A 23,017-nucleotide genomic window follows, 5' to 3' on the forward strand; every position below is an offset into this window, starting at 1 on the left:
CTAATGGTAAAGAAACACCCCAAGCAAATCACACAAGCAAACGATAATCAAACTTTAACCAAACGACACAGAGAGATAACCGAATCACATAGAGAGATAACCAAAGTTAGGTCGATCTCAATACTAATCGTATTTAGAATAGCGGGGATAGTGTCCTCACACTCGGAATTTAGGTTTGAACAATTTTATAAGAAGAGGTGATTATGTATGTATTATTGCATCGTTTGTTCACAAATACATCAAGGGAAAAATAGCCAAGGAAGTGTTTTCAAGAAAGGACTTTATGTAGACCCAGGAACTGGGGCAATGATCCATTTGGGGATGTGCGAAGAAGAACACAGAGAAGCACAAGACAATATACAATTAACAATCGATAATGATTATGTGCAATTAAAAACCATTAATAGTTGGTTACCCGTTCAGCAATCTGCTATGGAAAATTCGGAATTTAGCGAATATCATTAGGTGGCAAAAACGAGGTGGCAAAAACGGGTGATATCCTCAATGGAGGACAGCATCCGTTTTTTGTGTGCATTTATTATATTTAATCTATTTCATTAATTTAATCGATTCATTTATTTCCATCAATTGCATCGTAAAGTTGGCCTAGCTCGCTGTCTTCCTAAACTAAGGGCAAATTTGTACCTTAATTCAACCTTTTTAGGTCAAATTAAGGAAATAAGGGCATTTTTGTATGCTACTTTACTGAGAATCTGATTTAAAGCATGATATCAGAAGATTTAAGGTACAAAAATGCTCTTAAGTTGAGCTGGCCAACCTCTTCACAGAATTTAAGGTACGAAAATGCCGTTATTTAAACTTTGGTGAGGTACAAGGCGATCTCCGTTTTATTCGAGTGGCACATTTTGCAGTTAGAATGCTTTGTATTGCTTTCTTTTGTCCATCGTATAAAGTTAACATTGTTATGGAGAATCGTAAATGGTGTTTTATAAATAGGCGCTCATAAAATGGCTCATGTAAATATAAAATTTGGTGTATTTGAAAATGAATATCCCCTTGATGCGTAAGGGGTTATAAACAAAAAATCGAGACCCTATTTCTAGGGTCTCTTTCATGGGAGAGGAGAAACCGGACGAAGAGCTTATGGGGAAACGTAAGCCTGCTCCGCGGTTGTCTACGACATTTTGTGATGTCGATAACTACATGATGTCCCGGCTTGCTCGATCTTATACATACGGCTTTAGAAATTGCTCGGAAAAGGTGGGATACCGCTAGATCCGACATAATGATACAAACTTTTTATTTCGGCGGGCGAATGTGGTACGATAGGCGTGAACTTGTGCCCTTTTTGGCATAATAAACAGAGATATAAGCAGGTGAGCAAAGTCGTGAGAGTGGTATCGGGAAGTGCAAAGGGGAGGCCCCTTAAAAGTGTTCCGGGAAGTGGGACAAGGCCAACAACGGACAAGGTCAAGGAAGCGCTATTTAGCATGATTGGCCCTTATTTTGACGGGGGATCGGCGCTTGATTTGTTTGCCGGTACAGGCGGATTAGGGATAGAAGCCCTGAGCAGAGGCATGGACAAGGCCGTATTTGTGGATATGGAGCCTAAAAGCATAGACACGGTGCGTGCCAACCTGAAGGCAACCAAGCTTGAGAGTCAGGCAGAAGTTTACCGGAACGATGCGGGCAGAGCGATCAGCGCTTTGGAAAAACGGGGGAGACGGTTCGATCTGGTGTTTTTGGATCCGCCCTACCGGTTGAAGCACGGGGATGAGCTGATGCTGGCTTTAGCGGAAAAAGGGCTGCTGGAAGAAGATGCGACGATCGTCCTTGAACATGAATCAGGATATGACTACCCTGAGGATATCAAGGGATTCTACAGAGTACGGCAAGCTGTGTACGGAGAAACGACAGTCTCGATTTATCAGTATGAAGCCGCTGGACCGGATGAAACCGGAAGCGGTGGGGAGGAACAGGATGAGTCAGCCAATTAGAAAAGAACGTATTGCCATATATCCGGGAACGTTTGATCCGGTCACCATGGGGCATATGGATATTATTCATCGTGCGGCCAAGCAGTTTGACCGTCTGATCGTAGCGGTGCTGAACAATTTAAGCAAAAACCCGTTGTTCACCGTGGAGGAACGTACTGACCTGCTGCGCCAGGCTACAGCGGACATCCCTAACGTGGAGATCGACAGCTTCAGGGATCTGCTAGTTAACTATGTCCGGCAAAAAGATGCACAGGTCATCGTACGTGGAATACGCACCGTAACGGATTTTGAATATGAATTGCAGAATGCTTCCATTAATCATAGTCTTAGTCCGACAGCGGAGACTATTTTTATGATGACTAACCCGAAATATTCTTATCTAAGTTCCAGTGTGGTGAAGGAAATTGCCCATTTCGGCGGTAATGTCACTGAGTTTGTCACACCCGAGGTAGAGCAAGCGATGAAGCTCAAGTTCAACCGGAACGCCGACGAAGTGTAGTAAAGAGATACACTGCACCAGAAAGCAGCATGAGCAGGGCTAGCAGGGCGATTTGTACACCCAGTAGCTGCGGAAATGCGCTCCATAATGTATAAGTCTGTACGTCTCCGGCGGGCAGAATTTGTGTTCCCGTAAAAGTCGGCAGGCTCTTCTCTTGCAGTGACATAAGCGGCTTCCAGAGCAGCAGGGTCAATACAAAAGCGTAGCTGCCGTGCAGCAGACGGACTGCTGCGAATGGCAGGAGCCGTATACCTGCTGATTTTAGCAGTGTCAGCACCTGAAGCTGTGCACAGATGCCGCTCCAGCCCAGCGCTGCCGACAGCAGGGCGAAGCCCAGGATACCGGCTGTTCCGTTCGGTGATGAAGCGGCATTAGCTCCAGCTGTCTCATTGATGCCGGTCAAAGCCTGGGTCCCCAAGTGAAGCTCCAGCAGACTGGCCGGCAAGGCTGCGGGCAGTCCGGGGAACAAGCGGACCAGGATGTTGATGATTACGGCGAACATAATAATGTAACCACCTACGACCATCAGGTTCTGTACCGCATTGCCTACAGCTTCGCCCAGCAGCTTGCCGAAGCTCCGGCCATCTTGTGCCCGGGCATGAGCAGCAGCATTCGTGACCCGGTGATACAGAGAGTCTCGCTTGCTGTGCGATACGGTCGCCGGAGCAGGTGGCTTTGAAGGCTGCCACCCCAGCCGGGCTGCAGTGAAGCCTGCCAGTAGGCCCGCCAGCCAATGCAGGACCAGCAGGCTATAGCCTGCTGCAGGATTGTGCAGCAGCGCTGCTCCGATAACGATAAGCAGCGTTACAGGACTTGCAAAATGGACGAGCGAGGCGAGCCTTCCCGCTTCTTTGCCAGTAAGGCTGCCCTGCTTGTGAAGCTGGAGGACGCCCCCGGCACCGCCGGGGAATCCGGCAGTGGCCCCCAGGGCAAGCGTCCAGCCACCGGCCCCGGGTAGCCGGAAGACCCGCGTCATCAGCGGTTCCAATAGCACGCCGATTCCGTGTACAAAGCCTGATGCGGTCAGCATCTCTGACAGCATCAGGAATGGCAGCAGCGCCGGGAAGACGAGGCTCCACCAGAGCTTAAGCCCTTGCAGCGAGGCTGCAAAGGACGACTCTGGCGAAGCCACGATGGCTGCGGCGAGCAGAATGGCCAGCATCCCGGAGAGAAACGGGATGGACCGGACTCCGAGCCTGCGTATTTTAGTGTTCATTTCTGGGATCACCTCTTCATAACTTAGGACAGGGTGGTAATGTTATCAATTTATGCAGGGGAGACAACCGTCATGCCAAAGGCTGGTGGCGGTGTCTTTTTGAAATATAAGGATTTATATGTTTTACGCTAGAGTCAGGGGAAAGAAGGGAACAACCGTGAAACAACTGAAGCGCCGGGCAGGACTTCGCTCTATAGTCTACCTTTGCACGTTTATAGTGGTCGTTTATGTATTTGTATTTATGAGTACGCCATACATCATGTACCAGCCGGGCAGCGCTTCGGAGGTCGCTCCGATGATTAAGGTGGAGAATGGTGATCCCGCCGAACAAGGAACCTTCATGATGACGACGGTTTCGGCCAGTTATGCCAATGTGGCGTTACTGGTGGCTAATATGTTCAACAGCAATGCAGAAATTGCCCGTAAGGATACGCGGCTTGGAGATAAGTCTGAAGCAGAATATGCAGCAGAACAGGTCTATTATATGAACAGCTCTCAGTCTCTGGCAGTGCAGGCAGCCTATCATGCGGCAGGCATTCCTTATAAGGATGTTACCGACTATCTCTATGTGTTCTCCGTTCCTAATCAGAGCAACAAGAGCCAGTTCCAGCCGGGAGACAAGATCTTGAATGTGGATGGTAAACCGGTAACGGATCCGGCGGCCCTCTCTACCCTGTTATCTGCGCGAAGCATTGGCGATAAGGTGAAAGTAACGTTGCAGCGTGCGGATAAGAAGCTGGAAGAAGAAGTTACGCTTGTAGAAGTGAAGGATAAAGACGCGGCAGCTGGGCGTCCGGGTCTAGGTGTGGTCATTGGTGCGGTTCAAAGAGTGGAGCCTCAGGAACCTGGGAAAAGCGTAAGCTTTGTCAACACAGATGTTGGCGGTCCCTCGGCAGGTCTGATGTTTACGATGGAAATTTACAATCGTTTGACGCCTGGTGATCTTACCAAAGGACATCGGGTAGCCGGAACCGGCACCATTGATGCAGATGGTGTGGTAGGACCGATTGGCGGGGTGAAGCACAAAATTGTAGCCGCCGACCGGGCTGGAGCGGAGTTTTTCTTCGTGCCTGTCAAAAATTACGATGAAGCTAAGACGAAAGCGGATAAGATCGGGACAGCTATGAAGCTGGTACCCGTATCTACGCTTACAGAGGCACTGGATTATATGAAAAAGCTTCCGGTCAAACCCTGACCGGAGGCTCCAGATAATCGCGGTACAGGTCCGCGCGCAAGGGGTGCTGGAAGGCACCGGCATAAGCAGCAGCGGCCTGAATATCACGGGTAAGCTGTGGATGGGGGCAAAGCGCAGGCCGCAAGACGACGGGCAGGGTAGCGCTTTGCTTCATTTTTTTGAGCAGAGGCCGGCCGCTTTCCCGAAAGCCGAGGACACGGATATAGCCGGGACCCTCTGCCAGTGCGGAAGAAGCCAGTTCCTCCTTGCTGTGCCCCAGCAGAAGATGGAGCAATAGCCGCTGGAGGCGAGTGCGGGTGTAGCGTTTACTCTTCACCGACTGGAGCAGGTGCTCTATCGTGAACTGCTCGAGCTCGGGCATGACGCGGAGCAGACGATTCTCCAGGCCTTCATTCATGTCATGGAAGGACCGCAGCTCGTCTGCGGTGCGGGTAGAGAGCAGATGGCGCAGAGGGATGCGGAAGCTCTCCCAGTCCAGTGGGCCGCGGCCAGCCGCGCGCTCGCGCTCAAGGATGGACAGGCTATATTCCGGCATATAGGGTGCCGGAGAACCGCCTTCTCCCAGCAGCCGGCGGATAGCCGTGGCGCTGGCGATCGAGGAGCCGTGCTGGAGCGGATCATGGAAGCCTGCGCCGGTCCGCGGCACAGTAAGCGGAGTGATCTTGCTCTTTAGCCGCTGGAGCGCGATGAGATAATGCAAGCCGAGGCTGTTGTTCGGCTGGCGCAGAAGCTCAGCTGCGCTGCCGCCGTCCGGTTTCTCCTCTCCCAGGAGAAACCCCTCCCAGGCGACCGCCGCCGCTGCGCTGTAGGCGGCGGGAAAGCTCTCTCCGAGCGCCATGCGGCGGCGGATTTCGCCCTGAAGCTCGCTGCTCTCGTCGGCGAGGTATGCCGCGAGGGGCAGCAGCGAGCCCAAAGTGCCGGCTTCGGAGCCGAAGCACAGGCTGTCCACGACTCCGGTCGCTTCCAGCAGGGCCACGGCTCCGTGGGCGAACCATTCTGCCGGCTGAACGGCATAGGCCACCGGCAGCTCAAGCACGAGATCGGCGCCCATATGGAGCGCCATCTCCGTGCGGGCCTGCTTGCTCACCGCCGCCGGCTCGCCGCGCTGGGTGAAGGGGCCGCTCATCACTACAACTGTGTGCTCGGCGCCGGAGATCTTTTTCGCCTCTCTATAATGATGAACATGCCCGTTATGTAAAGGATTATATTCTGCAATAATACCTACCGTTGTCACGGATACCTCACTCCTGTATTGTTATAATAGTCGGCTTTTGGCTCCTGCCAATAGTTATATCATAATTCTCCGTCTTTTCTGAAACAATATAAAGGGAAAATGGTTGACAAAGCTAACCAATGCTAGGTATAATAAATTTTGTTTGTTTGGAGTGATACTGATGAAGATTCACTTTCGCAAAATTGCGAATGCCGACGAACCCTTGCAGATCCATGAAACCATGGATGTAAGCGAGGTTGTCAGAGGGCGTAAGGATATTCTGGACATTAGCCCCCTCTCAGTTAACCTTAATGCGCTGCCCGCGGGTACCGATCAGGTGAACGTGGTGGGAACGCTGAGTGGAGATGTGGACATGTTATGTGGCCGCTGTCTCAATGAGGCTCATAGTCATTTGAAGATTCCTTTTGCCGAGACTTTCAAGTGGCTGAAGCAGCCAGATCTTCCGGAAGAAGATGAAGATGATGAACTCATCTACGTCAAGGACGAGATTGTGGATCTTGTTCCGCATCTGGAAGAAACTTTCGTACTGCACTTGCCGGATTCGGCATTGTGCAAGGCAGACTGTCTTGGTCTTTGTCAGACTTGCGGACAAAATTTGAACGAAGGCACCTGCAGTTGCGACAACACAGTGGTCGATCCTCGACTTGCTGGGTTGAAAGACTTTTTCAAATGATACATTAAATGAACCTGTCTTCCGCGCTTCGCGGGTTAAAACAAATTAGGAGGTGGAATCACATGGCAGTACCTCAACGTAGAACGTCCAAGACACGCCGTGACAAACGTCGCACTCACTTTAAATTGGCTGTGCCAGGCATGGTTAAATGTGAACAATGCGGAGAATTGAAGCTTGCTCACCACGTATGCAAAGTGTGCGGAACGTACAAAGCAAGAGAAATCATCAAGCAATAGTTTTTGGCGAGATGACGAGCGCTCTCCTTTTATTATAAGAGGAGGGCGTTTCTTTTAATCATTAACTTACATAGTTTTAGATACAAATGAGAAGCCGCTTTGGAAGTCAATGCTTTATTTTTCCGGCGGCATGCTTTATACTACATATTAGTACCTGGTTCTAAAATGAAGTTATAAGATTTTATATCCATATAGACAGCGGCCATTGTGTGGCCGGATGCTTTTGTTTTCAGCACGTGCCAGGAGGTGAGCCGCCATCGAGCGGATGTCTAAAAAGGATCGTCAGCAGCATATGCTTCAGATTATCGGAAGCAATCCTTTCATGACTGACCGGGAACTGACCCGGCAGTTGAAGGTGAGCATTCAGACGATTCGTCTGGATCGGATGGAGCTTGGGATTCCGGAGCTGCGTGAGCGTATGAAGCAGATGGCTGAGCATTCCTATGATCAGGTGCGCTCACTGCCTGCGGATGAAGTGATAGGGGATATAGTAGACTTGCAGCTCGACAGGAGCGGCATTTCAATATTTGAGATTAGTGAGGATCATGTCTTCTCCAGAAACGGCATTGCACGCGGACATTACGTATTCGCCCAGGCCAATTCGCTTGCAGTCGCCGTGATTGACGATGAGATTGCCCTGACGGCTTCAGCTGATATCCGTTTCTTGCGTATGATTCATTTGGGAGAGAAATGCATTGCCAAAGCTCAGGTGCGTTCGCTCGCTGGGCGCGGAGGCAAGGCTGAAGTGGATGTATTCACATATGTTGGTGAGGAAATGGTGTTTCAGGGCCATTTTATCGTGTATCGGTCTGCAGTTGAAGAAAACAGCGAAGGGGGAAACCGCAGTGCGGATCGCCATTGATGCCATGGGCGGGGACAATGCTCCTGAATGTAACGTAGAGGGTGCATTGTCCGCGGCCGCGGAGTGGCAGGATACACAGCTCGTGCTCGTCGGAGACGAAGCCAGACTGTTACCACTGCTGAAGAATATGCCGTCTAACGTGACGGTACGCCATGCAGGAGAGGTTATTGAGGCAGATGAAGAGCCTGTAAGAGCGGTGCGCCGTAAAAAGGACTCGTCGATGGTCGTTGCCGGACGTATGGTGCGTGAAGGAGAAGCGGACGCCATGATCTCGTCCGGTAATACAGGGGCACTCATGACCACCGGTTTGCTGATTGTTGGCCGGATGGAGGGCATCGAGCGTCCTGCATTGGCGCCGATGATTCCGACGCTGGACGATGTCGGTGTGCTTGCACTGGATCTTGGTGCCAATATGGATGCCAAGCCTCAGCATTTGGCACAGTATGCCCTGATGGGCAGCATCTACCGTAACAAGGTGCACGGTATTGCCAAGCCGCGTGTTGGTTTACTTAACGTAGGTACAGAGCCAGGGAAGGGCAATGAACTGACGAAGGAAGCCTATCCGCTATTGGAGAATGTACCGGGTATTCATTTTATCGGGAACGTTGAAGCTCGTGATGTACTGACCGGCAACTGCGACGTACTGGTCTGTGACGGCTTTGCCGGAAATATTTTGCTGAAATCGCTGGAAGGTACAGCCGGGGCGATCTTCTCGCTTTTGAAAGAGCAATTCAGCAAGTCGCTTAAGACCAAGCTCGGCGCAGCGATGCTGATGCCTGAACTGCGGAGCCTTAAAGGCAAGATGGACTACAAGGAACATGGCGGTGCGCCGCTGCTCGGTCTTGGCGGGCTGGTCGTCAAAGGTCATGGCTCATCCGACGGCAACGCGGTCAAGAATGCGGTTCGTCAGGCGCGCATTGCCCTGCAGGCTGATCTAGTACCAAGCATATCGAAGGAAATTAGCGGGAAGTGAGTGACAATATGAAGAATTTGCGGCCGGTTGGGATTATCGGGACAGGAAAGTATGTGCCTGAGAAGATCCTGACCAACAGTGATCTGGAAAAAATCGTGGACACCAATGATGAATGGATTGTGAGCCGGACAGGGATTCGGGAACGCCATATTGCAGCTCCACATGAAGCAACCTCCGATCTGGCGTATGAAGCTTCGCTGAAAGCGCTGGAATCCGCTGGAATGAAGGCGGAAGATCTGGATCTGATTATCGTAGCAACGATTACTCCTGATAGTGCATTTCCTTCCACAGCCTGCATCCTGCAGGATAAGCTTGGAGCGAAAGGCGCTGCGGCCTTCGATTTGTCCGCCGCCTGTTCAGGATTCGTATACAGTTTGGCAACTGCTGTGGGCTTTATTCAGAACGGAATGTACAATAACGCACTGATTATCGGCGCCGACACGCTTTCTCGCATTACAGATTATACTGACCGTAATACTTGCGTGCTGTTCGGTGATGGTGCGGGTGCGGTAATTATCGGTGAAGTGCCTGAAGGCCGTGGCTTCCAGTCCTTTGATCTGGGTGCCGAAGGCTCCGGCGGCGATCTGCTCAAGCAAGAAGCAGGCGGATCCCGTCTCCCAGCCTCGCAAAGTACTGTGGAAGACAAGAAGCACTTCATCTATATGAACGGGCGTGAAGTGTTCAAGTTCGCTGTCCGCATCATGGGGACGGCTACGGAACGTGTGCTTACTAAAGCTGGTCTGGCTAAAGAAGATGTGGATCTGTTCGTACCGCATCAGGCGAATATCCGTATCATTCAGTCGGCGATGCAGCGGCTGGATTTGCCGCCAGAGAAATGTGTGATTAATGTAGATAGATATGCCAATACCTCGGCAGCGTCGATTCCGCTGGCACTGGTTGAAGCGGCAGAAGAAGGGCGGATGAAGGAAGGCGACAAAGTGCTTATGGTCGGCTTCGGTGGAGGCCTCACATGGGGTGCATCCGTTCTGGTATGGTAATATAACGTTGAACTGAAGAAGATAAGGGTAGATCGCCGGTAGTTTGGCAGCTACCTTTTACGGGAAGGGGATCAACATTATGGGTAAAATTGCATTTGTCTTTCCCGGGCAAGGTGCGCAGGCAGTTGGCATGGGTAAAGATGTATATGATGCGCTCCCGGTCAGTCGTGCAGTATTCGACAAGGGAGACGAAGTACTCGGGTTTCCACTGAGTCAGCTGGTATTCGAAGGCCCGGACAGTGATTTGAAGCAGACGGTTAACACTCAACCTGCGCTGCTGACAGCAAGTGTGGCGTATCTTGAAGCACTGCGCGGTCTTGGCGTGAAGCCGGATTATGTGGCTGGTCACAGTCTTGGGGAATACAGCGCGCTTGTAGCCGCAGGTGTTCTTTCCTACGAAGATGCAGTTAGGCTTGTGCGTCTGCGTGGCCGCTTCATGGAAGAGGCTGTGCCAGGTGGACAAGGGGCTATGGCCGCGGTGCTTGGCGCAGAGCGTGATGCACTGGCAGAGCTGTGCCGCAGCATTTCCGAAGGGACTGGTCTGGTAGAACTGGCGAACGTGAATTGCCCGGGACAGATCGTCGTATCAGGTTCCCAGGCTGGCGTAGAGAGTGTTGTACAACGCGTCAAGGAAGCCGGTGGCAAGCGGGCTATTCCACTTGAAGTCAGCGGACCGTTCCATTCTTCTTTAATGAAGGAAGCAGCGGATCGTCTGGCTGCTGAATTGAAGAACATTACTTTCAATGCTCCATCCGTCCCTGTCGTTGTCAACGTCACAGCAGCACCGGTCAGTGATCCTGAAGAAATTCATGAATTGCTGGTTCGTCAGGTGTATTCGCCTGTATTGTGGCATGATAGTGTAGAGTGGATGATTAGCGAAGGTGTAGACACTTTTGTAGAGATTGGTTCCGGCAGCGTACTAACAGGTTTGATCCGTAAAATTGACAAGAGCGTTAAGCTCGTCAACATCAACAGCCTGGAGAGTGCGCAAACATCCTGGTAAGCAAATGGCGGATCAGGTGCGATAATAGCAGGAAGCATATCGAATGAAAGGGGATAAAACTATGTTCTCAGCATTACGGGGCCAGACAGCCCTCGTTACCGGCGCTTCGCGCGGCATTGGCCGCAGTATCGCGCTGGCGCTGGCGGAGCAAGGCGTGAAGGTGGCCGTAAACTTCGCCGGCAGTGAAGAAGCGGCACAGGAGACTGTGGCGCGGATTGTCGAGCTGGGCTCAGAGGGCATTGCCCTCCGGGGCAATGTCGGCAATGCTCAGCAGGCAGACCAGCTCGTGAAAGAGGTGCTGGACACTTGGGGGCGGATTGACATTCTTGTCAATAACGCTGGCATTACCCGGGATAATCTGATTATGCGTATGAAAGAGGAAGAGTTCGATCAGGTCATCGAAACGAATCTCAAAGGCGTGTTCAACTGTCTGAAGGCAGCTACACGTCCGATGATGAAACAACGTTACGGACGGATCATTAACATCTCCTCGGTCGTGGGTGTAACAGGGAATCCTGGCCAAAGCAACTACTCGGCAGCCAAAGCAGGCATTATCGGCCTGACGAAGTCTGCGGCGCGTGAACTGTCCTCACGGGGAATTACCGTGAACTGTATCGCACCGGGCTTCATTGATACCGATATGACCCGTGAGCTGTCCGATGAAGTCCGCAGCGGACTGGTGGAAGGTATTCCACTGGCTCGCCTGGGACGGCCGGAAGACATCGCTAATGCGACAGTATTCCTGGCTTCCGAAGGGGCTGCTTACATGACAGGCCAGACACTTCACGTGGATGGCGGTATGTACATGTAAGCCCCGAAATGGGTCCAAAGCCTTGCTGGACAAGGGATTTGAGGAAGCCGGAAAGCGTTTATATCCGTCTATGGCATTTTGACTTCATATCTCGTATAATACCAAAAGAGGAGGTGAACCGGATGTCCGATGTATTGGAGCGTGTAAAGCGCATTGTCATCGACCGCTTAGGTGCCGATGAAGCTGAGGTAACATTAGAAGCGTCTTTCAAAGATGATTTAGGTGCTGATTCTCTTGATGTAGTAGAATTGGTTATGGAATTGGAAGATGAATTCGATATGGAAATCTCTGATGAAGATGCAGAGAAGATTACGACCGTGGGTGAAGTTGTGAAGTACATACAATCTCATACCTAGAGTCATATGATTGAGAGTCCCGATCCTGCTAAGGCGGGACTTCTCCTCATTTTTGCATCGTAATGGGCTTTGCAGGTGCTTATAGAGCGCCGCTTATGGGGATAATTACTGAACCGCAGATGGCTTGTACTGCTGCGGAAATTGCAGTTTATATAGGTTTGATCTTACAGTTAACAGATGAGGTGATTGCGTTTGAGTCATAGAGTGGTTATTACCGGAATGGGCGTAGTGACGTCATTGGGCAAGGATCTGAATACGTTCTGGGACAGTCTGATGAATGGTAAATCCGGGGTTTCCTTAGTTGAAGCATTTGACGTTAGTGAATACCCGACGAGAATTGCAGCTTCTATCAAGGATTTCGATCCGGAAGAGCGCTTTGGTCGTAAAGAAGCCCGCAAGATGGACCGTTTTGTACAGTTTGCGGTAGCAGCTGGCGAGGAAGCACTGAAGGATAGCGGCCTGAAGATTGGCGATGACATTGACGCTGAGCGTATTGGTGTAGCTGTCGGTTCAGGGATTGGCGGACTTGGAACATGGGAAGATCAGCATAACCTTCTGCTTGAGAAGGGACCTAAACGTGTCAGCCCGTTCTTCATTCCGATGATGATCGCCAACATGGGATCTGGACAAGTATCTATCAACCTTGGCGCGAAAGGCCCGAACACAACAACAGTAACTGCTTGTGCAACGGGTAGCCATTCTATTGGGGAATCTCTGCGGCTTATCCAACGTGGGGATGCGGATGCTATGATTTGTGGCGGTGCAGAAGCGACGATTCGCCCGACAGGCATGGCCGGTTTCTGTGCAATGAGAGCGATGTCTACGCGCAACGACGAGCCGGAGAAGGCAAGCCGTCCGTTTGACACTGACCGTGACGGTTTTGTCATGGGAGAGGGCGCAGGAATCCTGATTCTTGAATCGCTGGAGCATGCACAAAAGCGCGGTGCGAAGATTTACGCGGAAGTTATTGGTTACGGCCTCAGTGGTGACGCGCATCACATGACAGAGCCAGATCCGGACGGAGCGGCACGCTGCATGAAGATGGCCATCCGTGATGCGGGGATTAAGCCAGAGGACATTGATTACATCAATGCTCATGGTACATCGACTCCTGTAGGGGACAAGTCCGAGACTGAAGCTGTCAAGAAGGCACTTGGAGATCATGCTTACAAGGTAGCGATCAGCTCCACCAAGTCGATGACAGGTCACCTGCTTGGCGCGGCCGGCGGAGTGGAAGCAATCATCTGTGGGCTTTCCCTGCAGAACGGTATGATTGCACCAACCATCAACCTCGACAATCAAGACCCGGAATGCGATCTTGATTATGTACCGAATGTTCCGCGTAAAGCAGATTTGAACATTGTAATGTCGAATTCATTTGGATTCGGTGGACATAACGCAACCGTTATTTTGAAAAAATTCAACTAGTAAGGGGACAGTGCGGTGAAAGGAGACCTGAAGCAGTTACAGCATCAACTTCAAATCCAATTTCACGATTCTGTGCTTCTGAAGCAGGCCTTTACCCATGCGTCATACGTGAATGAACACCGATTTAATCAGCATCAGGACAATGAACGTCTGGAGTTTCTAGGCGACGCTGTCCTGGAGCTGACAGTCTCCGAGTATCTGTATAATCTGCTGCCGGACAGGCCAGAAGGAGAGCTGACCAAGCTGCGGGCGGCAATTGTATGCGAGCCATCACTAGTGAAGTTCGCCGAGAAACTGGGCTTTGGACGGTATGTGCTTCTGGGAAAAGGGGAAGAACTGACGGGCGGACGTACTCGCCCTGCCCTGCTTGCAGATGTGTTCGAATCATTCGTGGGAGCGCTTTACCTGGATCAGGGGTTGGAGGCAGCACGCTCCTTCCTGGATAACCATGTATTTCCCCTTGTGGAAACGGACGGCAAGCTTCAAATGCAGATTAGCGATTTCAAGACGGAACTGCAGGAACTGATTCAGCATCACAACATGGGTACGCTGGAGTATCGGATCATTGAAGAACGGGGACCCGCGCATGAGCGCGAATTTGTCTCTGAGGTATACATGGCCAGCCGTTCACTTGGCCGGGGAAGCGGACGCTCCAAGAAAGAAGCGGAGCAGCAAGCAGCAGCAGCGGCGCTGTTGCGTCTCAAGGAAGATGGTGCCTGATAACGCACCCGCTGTCCTGTAAAGGGACAGCCGATGAGAGAGAGCAGCAATGGTCTGAATGCCGGCGTAGAGGCGGAGGTCAGACCGTTGCTGCTCTTTTTTGAAAATATAAGAATTTATATGTTCTACGCTATAAATCATCCTTATATTTCTCGCTGAAACGGATGCCGTCCCTTAGAGGACGGCAAAAGCCGTTTCTACTTGTGAGAATTGAAGTTTAGGTAATGTCTGAGTTCGGTCAGAAGTTATAAAGCCTTGTCATGCAAGGGGATTCTTGCAGGGCGAGGTTGTTTTAGGGTGCTGAACGCTATGGTATAATGGGTCAGAGGTGATTGGCGAGTCATGTTTTTGAAACGGATTGAATTAGCGGGTTTTAAATCTTTTGCCGATAAGACAGAAATGGAATTTGTACGCGGGATTACGGCTGTAGTTGGGCCTAACGGTAGCGGCAAAAGTAACATTTCTGACGGCATCCGCTGGGTGCTTGGTGAACAAAGCGCCAAGTCGCTGCGCGGCGGCAAGATGGAGGATATCATTTTTGCCGGAAGCGATGCGCGCAAAGCGGTGAATTACGGTGAAGTCTCGCTGACGCTGGACAATGAAGACCATACGCTGCCGCTTGATTTCAGCGAGGTCACAGTGACCCGGCGTGTTCACCGCAGCGGAGAAAGTGAATATTTGATCAATAAGCAGTCCTGCCGCCTGAAGGACATCACGGAATTGTTCATGGACACAGGGATCGGACGGGAAGCCTACTCTATTATTGGACAAGGCCGTATTGAGGAGATTCTCAGTACCCGTTCTGAGGACCGGCGGGGAATTTTCGAAGAAGCCTCAGGTATTGTCAAATACAAATCACGCAAGAAGGATGCTGGCCGCAAGCTGGATGAGACCGAGCAGAACTTGCTCCGTATCTACGACTTGCTTAGTGAGCTGGAGGATCAGGTGGGGCCGCTGAAGGAGCAATCCGAGAAGGCGATCCGCTATAAGGAACTGCGTGAACAGTTGAAACAGCTGGAAATCTCGGTGTATGTACATCAGATTGAAGGCATTCATACGTCCTGGCAGGAAGGTAATGCCAAGCTTGAAACGCTACGTAACGAGCAATTGGAGCTGGCGACGGTAGTCTCCGCTCATGACGCGAAGCTGGAGAGCGGGCGCTCCGCCTTACGTGCGCTAGAGGCACAGGTTGAGGAGCAGCAGGGGCAGTTACTGCGCTATAGTGAAGCCTACGAGAAAAGCGAAGGCTTGGGTGAGGTGCTCAAGGAACGTCACCGCAACTTGGAGAGCAACCGGGAACAGCTGTTACTTACGCTTGGTTCTGTAGGTGAGCGTTCAGCGGATCGCCAGCGTGAGCTGGCTGACCTGGAGCAGAAGCTGGAACAGTCCAGGTCCGCACTGGCTGAGCTGCGTGGTCAACTGAGTGATGAGGAAGCGAAGCTGGAAGGCGTTGCGGACGGTATCAGCCAAAGTAAGGAAGAGAAGCTCAAAAGCGCACTGCTGGAGCTGATGAACCTCATGGCTCAGGCTCGCAACGAAATCCGTTATGCGGATCAGCAGAAGGAGAACCTGGAGCGGCGGATGAGCCGCAGTGATGAAGAAGGCGACAAGTGGAATGTTCGCCATGAAGAGTTGACTTCTGCCCAGAAGGGGCTGAAGGCCAAGATTACTCTTCTGGGTAAGGAGCTTGGCGAGCTGCGCAATGCCTATATTTCCGAGAGCGAGCAGCTGAGCAAACGGCAGAAGCTGATCGAGGAGACTGGAGCGGGCTTGCGCAAATGGGAGCAGAAGCGGGAAGCGCAGGTTTCCCGCCATGAGACCATGAAGGAAATGCAGGATGACTTCGATGGCTTCATGCTTGGGGTTAAAGAAGTGCTCAAAGGCGCACGTAAAGGCCAGTTGAGCGGGGTACACGGTGCCGTTGCTGAGCTGATCTCGGTTCCCGAGAACCTGGAACTGGCAGTTGAGACGGCTATGGGGGCGTCTCTACAACATGTCGTGATGGAGAATGAGGCAGTCTCCCGGCAGGCGATTGCTTTTCTAAAGCAGCGCCAGCTTGGACGGGCAACATTCCTGCCACTCGACGTTATCCGTCCACGGCAGATTACGGGCAGTGACCGTAGTCTGGTGGAAGGCGCAGAAGGCTTTGTTGGGATCGGTTCGGAGCTTGTCGGCTTCGACGACAAATATGCCAACATCGTAGGCAGTCTGCTTGGTAATGTAGTCATTGCTGAGAGTCTGGAGCAAGCGAACCGGATTGCGGCGAAATGCCAGTATCGTTACAGGGTCGTGACCCTTGAAGGCGATGTTGTCAATGCCGGCGGTTCGATGACCGGTGGTAGCCAGCACAAGAAAAACAACAGCTTGCTGAGCCGCAAACGCCAGTTGGATCAGCTGAGCGGTGAGATAGAAGAGACGGAACGGCAAATTGCCAAGCTGAAGCAGGGCATTGATCGGCTTCGCGAGGAGCAGGAGAAGGCCAGCGTAAAGCTGGAGGAGCTGCGTCATAGCGGAGACGAGAAGCGGCTGGAAGAACAGCGCGTGACTGGTGATCTGAAACAGCTGGAGCAAGAGCTGCGCCATGTGCTGGAGCAGGTCGAAAGTGCCAGCGTACAGCGCAGCAGCTTTGAGAGCGAAGCCCGCAACCTGGAAGAGTCGCGTAAGCAGGCTACGGCCGAGCTGGAGCGACTGGAGAAGGAAGAGAAGGATGCTCATGAGGCCATCCGCAGCGCTGAATCCGCCCGCAAAGCGAACGAATCCGCCAAGGAAGAGCTGCAGAGCAAGCTGACAAGTATGAAAGTCGCTGAAGGGAAGCTCGATCAGGAGATTTTCTCCTTGGAGGAACAGCTCCGCCGGATGAGACAGGACGTCGGCTCACAGGATAAAGAACTGCGTCAGAATCGGAATTTGCTGAATACGATTGAACAAGATCTTGCCGACAATGAGCTCAAAGCCGTCAAGCAGAAGGAAGATATGAACAGCTACCGGATCAAGAAGGAAGAAACGGCCAGTAAACTGGATTTTTCACGTGCTGAGCGGTCTGCGTTAACCCGCAAGCTGGAGCTGGAAGAAGGCGAGACCAAAGACCAGCGGCAGGCGCTGAAGGTTGTGGATGACAAGCTGCGTTCTACGGAAGTCGCTGTCGGTAGACTCGATGTAGAACTAGATAACATTCTGCGCAAGCTGAGTGACGACTACGAGCTGAGCTATGAACTGGCGAAGCAGCGTTATCCGGTTCCAGAAGATGTTCCTGCCACGCAGTTGGAAGTACAACGTCTGAAGCGCAGCATTTCTACACTCGGTGAAGTTAATCTGGGCGCTATTGAGGAATATCAGCGCGTCCATGAACGCTTCACGTTCCTGAGTGGCCAGAAGGATGACCTGGTCGAAGCCAAGACAACCTTGTATCACGTGATCCGTGAGATGGAGGATGAAATGTCGAAGCGCTTCAAGCAGACCTTTGATGCCATCCGTAAGGAGTTCGGGACGGTGTTCACGAAGCTGTTTGGCGGGGGCCGAGCCGATCTGCAGCTGCTGGACCCGGATCATATGCTGGATACGGGAATCGACATTGTCGCACAGCCGCCAGGGAAGAAGCTGCAGAACTTGCAGCTGCTCTCTGGTGGAGAGCGTGCACTTACAGCGATGGCACTGCTCTTCGCTATCCTGCAGGTCAAGCCGGTACCATTCTGTGTACTGGATGAGGTCGAAGCCGCACTGGATGAAGCCAATGTAGTGCGTTTCGCCCAGTATTTGCGTGAGTTCTCTGAACAGACGCAGTTCATTGTCGTGACCCACCGGAAAGGGACGATGGAGGAAGCGGATGTGCTATACGGAGTCACGATGGAAGAAGGCGGTGTATCCAAGCTTGTCTCTGTGAAGCTGGAGGATGAGGAAGCTGAAATTGCTTAATGCAGGATAGTTGCGGTTGAGCGCAACTAGATGTAGCCTGACACAACAGAGAAAATGATGAACAAGCTTTGCAATATGAGTGGAGTGGGGGAAGACAATGAGCTTTTTCAGAAAACTAAAAGAAAGCATCTCCGGCAAAACGGAGAGTGTAACCAAGCAATTCCGCGACGGTCTGGAGAAGACCCGCAAAGGCTTCGTCGAGAAGGTAGCTGATCTGATTACCCGTCGTAAAAAAATTGATGAGGAGTTCTACGAAGAACTCGAAGAAATCCTGATCGGTGCCGATGTCGGCGTTAATACGGTTATGACGCTGGTAGAAGAGCTGCGTGCTGAGGTCAAGAAGCAACGGATCGAAGACGCTGCAGAGCTGCGGCCGATTCTGTCAGGCAAGCTGATGGATCTGCTGCGCGGCGACGATGACAACAGCCTGAAAGAGAACCCTGACGGTATCACCGTCATTCTCTTCGTTGGCGTTAACGGTGTTGGTAAAACTACGACGATCGGGAAGCTGGCTCACCGTTATAAGCAGGAGGGTAAGAAGGTTCTGCTCGCAGCAGGCGACACCTTCCGTGCAGGAGCGATTGAGCAGTTGGAAGTTTGGGGCCAACGTGCGGGTGTAGACGTTATTAAGCAGAACCCGGGCTCTGACCCAGCGGCAGTAATGTACGATGCCGTGCAGGCAGCCAAGCAGCGTAATGTGGATATTCTGATCTGCGATACCGCTGGCCGACTGCAGAACAAGAGCAACCTGATGGAAGAGCTGAACAAAATCTTCCGCGTCATTCAGCGTGAGATCCCAAGTGCGCCGCATGAAGTGCTAATGGTGCTGGATGCGACCACTGGACAAAACGCTTTGACCCAGGCCAAGCTCTTTGGTGAGAAGAGTGGTGTAACGGGTCTGGTCCTGACCAAGCTGGACGGAACAGCTAAAGGTGGTATCGTTGTAGCGATCCGCCAGGAGATGAACCTTCCGGTGAAGCTCGTTGGATTGGGTGAGAAAATGGAAGATCTTCAGCCATTCGACTCCCAACAGTTCGTTCATGCCCTGTTTGCAGGTATGATCGACGAGGAAGAGAAGGCGGAAGAGTAAGTCTGCATGACAGACGAATCATAACCACAAAGAGATTTGCATTACAATATTGAAATTAGAAAAGTGCGGAGAAGAGGAATGAGTCCTCAGGCTCCGCACTTTTTTCAATTTTACGTATCGTAGTTAATAACACGTTGTACAGCTGTTTTATTCGATGTGGACATTTTCTTTATTTTGCGAAAAACCAGCAAGCTGGCGGTTCATCTCTTCAATCGTTTGCTCGACACTCAGTACACCTTTCAGCATTTTTTCAAGGGATAACCCGATTACAAGTTCGAGCTTCTTAGAGTTGATTCCCGTGCCATTCAGTGTTTTGGTTTCTCTGATCCCCTGAGCGCTCCATTTGCTCGCATCCTGAAGCCAAGGGTACAGCGTGCGGATGGTATAATTGTCGTTGATCTCAGTCTTGCCAGTCGTTCCCCCAAGTAAGCTGATCTGCTCCGCAATTTCAGTTTGATTCACCCATTTCATGAACTGAATGGCCGCCTCAATCTTGTTGCTGCTTTTCGAAATCCCGATCACTCCACCACCAAGGAGCGGAGCATTCCCCGGAACAGGCGCCGAGCCGATAAACGAGCCGACCTCACTGTGCGCGATTCGTGAGACATGGTTCATAAAGCCGATGACCATCGCCGTTTCTCCTCTGGCAAAGCTATTGACAGACTCTCCCCACCAGGATTCATTTAATTTTTGAGCTACATTCAACGTTTCTATAAAGTTGTGCAGCGCTTGTGTAGCTTTAGGCAGGTCCAGCGTCATCCCATTAGTGGTTATTAATCGTCCGCCTTCTGCGTAATAACGGGTTAAGAACTCAAGCGCGATAATTTCCGGTCTGCCTAGTGTCACGCTTGTACCATATGTTGTCGGAGACTGACTGAAGCAGGACTGAGTGAAGAAGGTCACCAGTTTGGTGTAAGCTTCGTAGTCTGCGGGCTCCGTCAACTGCTCTTTATATTTCTCAAAGTACATCCGCTTGATCATCTGGTCTTCAAATAAATCTTTTCGGTAAAAGAGCATCTGAACGCTGGGGTCAAAAGGAAACGTATGTGCAACCCCTTCGACATTCATATAATTGTCCTTGATATGAAGCGGGAGATTATGAATAATCTCATCGAATTCCCTGTCCAGACCCTGGAGCGGATGAAAGGACGTCTTACCGAACCAGGACAACCACGCCATATCCATCCGGACGATGTCATAACTTGGATTGCCTGAAGCCTCTGACAGAACTTGATAAATTTCCTCATAGGTATGGATGGCAAGTGATACATGGATGCCTGTTTTCTTGGTGAAATGAGGGAGCAGCTTCTTCAGTGCATCTGTCGTCGGACTGGGAATCGTTAGCATCGTCAGGTTTGTCTCGCTTGGATTGTTAACTGTCGGCGCATGTACTGGCTCTAGACCGCTGTTCGCAAAAATCATATTCTTCGCAATTTTCTCCTGTCCATTCACTTGTTTCATTAGAGACTCGGCGATATGATGCCCGAACAGCTGATAATTTTGCTGATATTTGATGAACTGGTCGTCAAAAGCTGCTTCGGTTGGCGCAAGGCATAGGATCGGCGGCTGCTGATCATCGGAACCGTAATAATGAGCGTTTTTGAGAAGCTGGGCCCGGCTCAGGCTCGATGTCACAATAATGTCTGGCGTCCCATTTTCCCAAAATTCAAAGGCTCTGCTGTAAGACTGCCCAAGGGGAGAGGTGATCATTTTGACCGAGGCTTGTTTCATTTCCCCCGCAATAGTCTCGGCGAACTGCTGCTCGCTCGAATACTTCTGCTCATCCACGAAAATCCCTATCGATTGAAACTGGTTTTCTGATAGATAGCTTGAAACCTCTTTCCCGGCCTGCACGAAGTCAAAAGCAGCAAAAGCTTTGCTGTTCTTTATTTTTCGATTCACAAATAGGATGTTCTCTTTCGGAATATTGAGTTCATTGTAATAGATAGAGGCATCGTCCAGGCAAGAGATGGTGATAATTCCGGTAACGCGTTCTTCGGCAATTTCCTTCAGTATGTTTTGTTCGTTCAGCTGCAGATCATAGGTTATGTAGAGATGGGTGCGGTAGCCCCATTCGGTGAGTGTCTTATCGAGACCCTTGTACAGCTGGGCATACTCCTCCGATTCAATGCTCGGAATGATGATAGAGATCGATTTAGTTACGCCAGAACGCAGGGACTGCGCCTTGTAGTTTATTTTATATCCAAGCTGCCGGGCAGCCTCTTCCACTAGCCGGATCTTCTTGGCACTGACGTTGCCTCTTCCGTTCAATACATTGGACACCGTTCCATGCGAGACGCCGGCTGCTTTTGCAATATCCTTGATTGTAGCCATGTTACAATCCTCCTACTTTTTTGGCTCAAATAAAATCAGTGCTTGAACTACTACGTGCTAGCAGCCGCTACGGGTGCGAAGGGTTCTTCCGATCGCTGTTAAAGCCCGATTTCTGGAATGGAGCATAAATGGGTTGAAATCGGTCTTTAAAGGCGAACGCTACGCTTCTCCAGAATCCCTTCGCCCCTCCGCTGCGTTTCGACGTTCAGTCAGCACTGATTTTCTGCTGAGACCATATTCCTTCATCATACTCATTATAATTTTTACGTTCAATAAGAGAATTGTAAAAAGATGAAGGGATGTCTCTAGTATGACCAAATCATTCCAAATTGACACGTTCCAATTATTTTGATAAGATGAATTTGATCCAGTACACTCAGGAGCAGGAGGCACATTTAGATGTTTGGAAAAGCAATATTCAGCAAGATCAATGGCTTGCTCAATCAACGATTTAATGAACGAGGAGTATTGATTGCCGTACATAGAGGTAGCTTCGGCGGCAATATTATTGAAAATACGCTCCCCGCGTTTAAAGTCGCACTGCAGCAGGGCGGCGATATGATCGAAATTGATTTGGCCAAATCGACAGATGGCGCGATCTACTTGTTTCATGATGGAGGAGAGCCGCGTCTGCTGAACGAGACTGATAATATTACCACAATGGATTCTACCCGCATTGACGGGTTGTCTTACTACAATAGTCTGTTTTGCCGGACGAACACTAAGCTGGATCGTCTGGAACAGGTGCTGCCCCATTTAAAAGGCGACACGTTGATTAACATCGACCGCGCCTGGGATTTCTGGCCTGAGCTCGTAGAGATTCTGGACCAACATGACATGATGAATCAACTGATTTTAAAAGGACCTGTGAACAAGGAAACACTGGAATTTTTCGATACTTACGAGAAAAAGTATATGTTTATGCCGATTGTTTACTCTGTTCAAGAGATTGAGACCGTGTTGTCTTACACCAATATTAACCTGGTGGGTATGGAACTGATCGTTAAGACAGACAGCGACCCGCTGTTCCAGAACGACGTTATAGAAAGACTGCATGAGAAAAATCTCTTTGTATGGGCCAACGCCATTACACTGGACGATTACACATTCCTATACGGCGGCTTGGATGATGATACGTCGATTATTCAAAGCCCTGATCTGGGCTGGGGAAAAATAATTGAGAAAAAGGTCGACATTATTCAAACCGACTGGCCTTCGCTATTATCTCCTTACCGGAATGAACGTTTGAAAGAGGCAGAGCTTCATCGCTAATACAATAACTACAAGGAACCCGCCCTGGATAGACCAGTGGCGGGTTAAGTTTTGTGTGATTAAGCCCCTAATGATCGTTGTGATCGATCATAGGTGCGTTTATTTTTTTGTAAATTATAATTAATATAAAATGATAATAAATATCAAACAATAATAAGTATTGATTTATGGAAATCGATCATGTATTCTTACTGAAGAAACAAAATTAAATAGATGATAATTCTTGCAGGAAGTCTTTCATTGTAAA

At 50.6% G+C, this 23,017-nt stretch carries 20 protein-coding genes; 17 read left to right on the forward strand and 3 right to left on the reverse strand.

Features of this window, described 5'->3' with window-relative positions; genetic code table 11:
• The first annotated feature begins 207 nt into the window (after window positions 1–207).
• The 3 genes from HPT30_RS29360 to coaD all read left to right on the forward strand — a co-directional run bounded on the left by HPT30_RS29360 (window position 208) and on the right by coaD (window position 2,457).
• Entirely contained in the window at window positions 208–465 is a 258-nt protein-coding gene (locus tag HPT30_RS29360) for a DUF3973 domain-containing protein (protein ID WP_175374776.1), read from the forward strand.
• A gap of 884 nt (window positions 466–1,349) precedes the next feature.
• A complete protein-coding gene (rsmD, locus tag HPT30_RS29365) occupies window positions 1,350–1,958 on the forward strand; it encodes a 16S rRNA (guanine(966)-N(2))-methyltransferase RsmD (RefSeq protein WP_376767074.1) in 609 nt (202 codons plus the stop codon).
• Window positions 1,942–2,457, forward strand: a complete 516-nt coding sequence (gene coaD, locus HPT30_RS29370; RefSeq protein ID WP_175374778.1) for a pantetheine-phosphate adenylyltransferase — start codon at window positions 1,942–1,944, stop codon at window positions 2,455–2,457. Before rsmD ends, coaD begins: the two co-directional genes overlap by 17 nt.
• Here the strand turns inward: coaD and HPT30_RS29375 are convergent.
• On the reverse strand, window positions 2,432–3,673 hold the full coding sequence (locus tag HPT30_RS29375; protein WP_175374779.1) for a nucleoside recognition protein: 1,242 nt from the start codon (window positions 3,671–3,673) through the stop codon (window positions 2,432–2,434). The two genes, coaD and HPT30_RS29375, sit on opposite strands and share 26 nt — an antisense overlap.
• Before the next feature lie 157 nt (window positions 3,674–3,830).
• Between HPT30_RS29375 and HPT30_RS29380 the strand changes: the two genes are divergently transcribed.
• A complete protein-coding gene (locus tag HPT30_RS29380; RefSeq protein WP_175374780.1) occupies window positions 3,831–4,868 on the forward strand; it encodes a SepM family pheromone-processing serine protease in 1,038 nt (345 codons plus the stop codon).
• Here the strand turns inward: HPT30_RS29380 and HPT30_RS29385 are convergent.
• Window positions 4,858–6,102 (reverse strand): nucleotidyltransferase, encoded by a 1,245-nt coding sequence (locus HPT30_RS29385; protein ID WP_175374781.1) that lies wholly within the window; start codon window positions 6,100–6,102, stop codon window positions 4,858–4,860. The genes HPT30_RS29380 and HPT30_RS29385 overlap by 11 nt on opposite strands.
• Window positions 6,103–6,262: 160 nt before the next feature.
• Between HPT30_RS29385 and HPT30_RS29390 the strand changes: the two genes are divergently transcribed.
• The 12 genes from HPT30_RS29390 to ftsY all read left to right on the forward strand — a co-directional run bounded on the left by HPT30_RS29390 (window position 6,263) and on the right by ftsY (window position 19,164).
• Window positions 6,263–6,775: a YceD family protein gene (locus HPT30_RS29390; RefSeq protein WP_175374782.1), complete on the forward strand. Its 513-nt coding sequence runs from the start codon at window positions 6,263–6,265 to the stop codon at window positions 6,773–6,775.
• 62 nt (window positions 6,776–6,837) lie between these two features.
• Complete coding sequence (gene rpmF / locus HPT30_RS29395) at window positions 6,838–7,011, forward strand: 50S ribosomal protein L32 (RefSeq protein ID WP_026263995.1); 174 nt, start codon at window positions 6,838–6,840, stop codon at window positions 7,009–7,011.
• Between the two features lie 265 nt (window positions 7,012–7,276).
• On the forward strand, window positions 7,277–7,873 hold the full coding sequence (fapR, locus tag HPT30_RS29400) for a transcription factor FapR (protein ID WP_175374783.1): 597 nt from the start codon (window positions 7,277–7,279) through the stop codon (window positions 7,871–7,873).
• Window positions 7,857–8,846 (forward strand): phosphate acyltransferase PlsX, encoded by a 990-nt coding sequence (gene plsX, locus HPT30_RS29405; RefSeq protein ID WP_175374784.1) that lies wholly within the window; start codon window positions 7,857–7,859, stop codon window positions 8,844–8,846. The genes fapR and plsX overlap by 17 nt, the downstream gene beginning before the upstream one ends.
• Before the next feature lie 8 nt (window positions 8,847–8,854).
• Window positions 8,855–9,844 carry a beta-ketoacyl-ACP synthase III gene (locus HPT30_RS29410; protein ID WP_175374785.1) on the forward strand — a complete coding sequence of 330 codons (990 nt, stop codon included), beginning with the start codon at window positions 8,855–8,857 and terminating at the stop codon, window positions 9,842–9,844.
• 79 nt (window positions 9,845–9,923) lie between these two features.
• The gene (fabD, locus tag HPT30_RS29415; protein ID WP_175374786.1) at window positions 9,924–10,847 is read left to right on the forward strand and encodes an ACP S-malonyltransferase; all 924 of its coding nucleotides are present in this window, start codon (window positions 9,924–9,926) and stop codon (window positions 10,845–10,847) included.
• Window positions 10,848–10,908: 61 nt separating this feature from the next.
• The gene (gene fabG, locus HPT30_RS29420; RefSeq protein WP_066372800.1) at window positions 10,909–11,658 is read left to right on the forward strand and encodes a 3-oxoacyl-[acyl-carrier-protein] reductase; all 750 of its coding nucleotides are present in this window, start codon (window positions 10,909–10,911) and stop codon (window positions 11,656–11,658) included.
• Window positions 11,659–11,780: 122 nt separating this feature from the next.
• A complete protein-coding gene (locus HPT30_RS29425) occupies window positions 11,781–12,014 on the forward strand; it encodes an acyl carrier protein (protein WP_019911228.1) in 234 nt (77 codons plus the stop codon).
• A 192-nt stretch (window positions 12,015–12,206) separates the two neighbouring features.
• Complete coding sequence (gene fabF, locus HPT30_RS29430; protein WP_175374787.1) at window positions 12,207–13,442, forward strand: beta-ketoacyl-ACP synthase II; 1,236 nt, start codon at window positions 12,207–12,209, stop codon at window positions 13,440–13,442.
• A gap of 15 nt (window positions 13,443–13,457) precedes the next feature.
• Window positions 13,458–14,162, forward strand: a complete 705-nt coding sequence (gene rnc / locus HPT30_RS29435) for a ribonuclease III (protein ID WP_175374788.1) — start codon at window positions 13,458–13,460, stop codon at window positions 14,160–14,162.
• A 342-nt stretch (window positions 14,163–14,504) separates the two neighbouring features.
• On the forward strand, window positions 14,505–18,074 hold the full coding sequence (gene smc, locus HPT30_RS29440; RefSeq protein ID WP_175374789.1) for a chromosome segregation protein SMC: 3,570 nt from the start codon (window positions 14,505–14,507) through the stop codon (window positions 18,072–18,074).
• Window positions 18,075–18,171: 97 nt separating this feature from the next.
• On the forward strand, window positions 18,172–19,164 hold the full coding sequence (gene ftsY / locus HPT30_RS29445) for a signal recognition particle-docking protein FtsY (protein WP_175374790.1): 993 nt from the start codon (window positions 18,172–18,174) through the stop codon (window positions 19,162–19,164).
• 147 nt (window positions 19,165–19,311) lie between these two features.
• On the opposite strand, the gene HPT30_RS29450 is transcribed toward ftsY, so the two are convergent.
• The gene (locus tag HPT30_RS29450) at window positions 19,312–21,498 is read right to left on the reverse strand and encodes an extracellular solute-binding protein (RefSeq protein ID WP_175374791.1); all 2,187 of its coding nucleotides are present in this window, start codon (window positions 21,496–21,498) and stop codon (window positions 19,312–19,314) included.
• 399 nt (window positions 21,499–21,897) lie between these two features.
• On the opposite strand from HPT30_RS29450, the gene HPT30_RS29455 reads away from it, so the two are divergent.
• Entirely contained in the window at window positions 21,898–22,770 is an 873-nt protein-coding gene (locus HPT30_RS29455; RefSeq protein ID WP_175374792.1) for a glycerophosphodiester phosphodiesterase family protein, read from the forward strand.
• The last annotated feature ends 247 nt before the right edge of the window (window positions 22,771–23,017 follow it).

It is taken from the genome of Paenibacillus agri (assembly GCF_013359945.1).
GTDB lineage: Bacteria > Bacillota > Bacilli > Paenibacillales > Paenibacillaceae > Paenibacillus_AQ > Paenibacillus_AQ agri.

What these genes read in the sequence shown, in the direction of transcription:
- fabG (WP_066372800.1), top strand. Translation starts at nt 10,909, where the DNA reads ATGTTCTCAGCATTACGGGGCCAGACAGCCCTCGTTACCGGCGCTTCG.
- HPT30_RS29360 (WP_175374776.1), top strand. Translation starts at nt 208, where the DNA reads ATGTATTATTGCATCGTTTGTTCACAAATACATCAAGGGAAAAATAGC.
- fapR (WP_175374783.1), top strand. Translation starts at nt 7,277, where the DNA reads ATGTCTAAAAAGGATCGTCAGCAGCATATGCTTCAGATTATCGGAAGC.
- HPT30_RS29410 (WP_175374785.1), top strand. Translation starts at nt 8,855, where the DNA reads ATGAAGAATTTGCGGCCGGTTGGGATTATCGGGACAGGAAAGTATGTG.
- rpmF (WP_026263995.1), top strand. Translation starts at nt 6,838, where the DNA reads ATGGCAGTACCTCAACGTAGAACGTCCAAGACACGCCGTGACAAACGT.
- ftsY (WP_175374790.1), top strand. Translation starts at nt 18,172, where the DNA reads ATGAGCTTTTTCAGAAAACTAAAAGAAAGCATCTCCGGCAAAACGGAG.
- HPT30_RS29425 (WP_019911228.1), top strand. Translation starts at nt 11,781, where the DNA reads ATGTCCGATGTATTGGAGCGTGTAAAGCGCATTGTCATCGACCGCTTA.
- HPT30_RS29390 (WP_175374782.1), top strand. Translation starts at nt 6,263, where the DNA reads ATGAAGATTCACTTTCGCAAAATTGCGAATGCCGACGAACCCTTGCAG.
- coaD (WP_175374778.1), top strand. Translation starts at nt 1,942, where the DNA reads ATGAGTCAGCCAATTAGAAAAGAACGTATTGCCATATATCCGGGAACG.
- fabD (WP_175374786.1), top strand. Translation starts at nt 9,924, where the DNA reads ATGGGTAAAATTGCATTTGTCTTTCCCGGGCAAGGTGCGCAGGCAGTT.
- HPT30_RS29375 (WP_175374779.1), bottom strand. Translation starts at nt 3,673, where the DNA reads ATGAACACTAAAATACGCAGGCTCGGAGTCCGGTCCATCCCGTTTCTC.
- HPT30_RS29450 (WP_175374791.1), bottom strand. Translation starts at nt 21,498, where the DNA reads ATGGCTACAATCAAGGATATTGCAAAAGCAGCCGGCGTCTCGCATGGA.
- HPT30_RS29455 (WP_175374792.1), top strand. Translation starts at nt 21,898, where the DNA reads ATGTTTGGAAAAGCAATATTCAGCAAGATCAATGGCTTGCTCAATCAA.
- smc (WP_175374789.1), top strand. Translation starts at nt 14,505, where the DNA reads ATGTTTTTGAAACGGATTGAATTAGCGGGTTTTAAATCTTTTGCCGAT.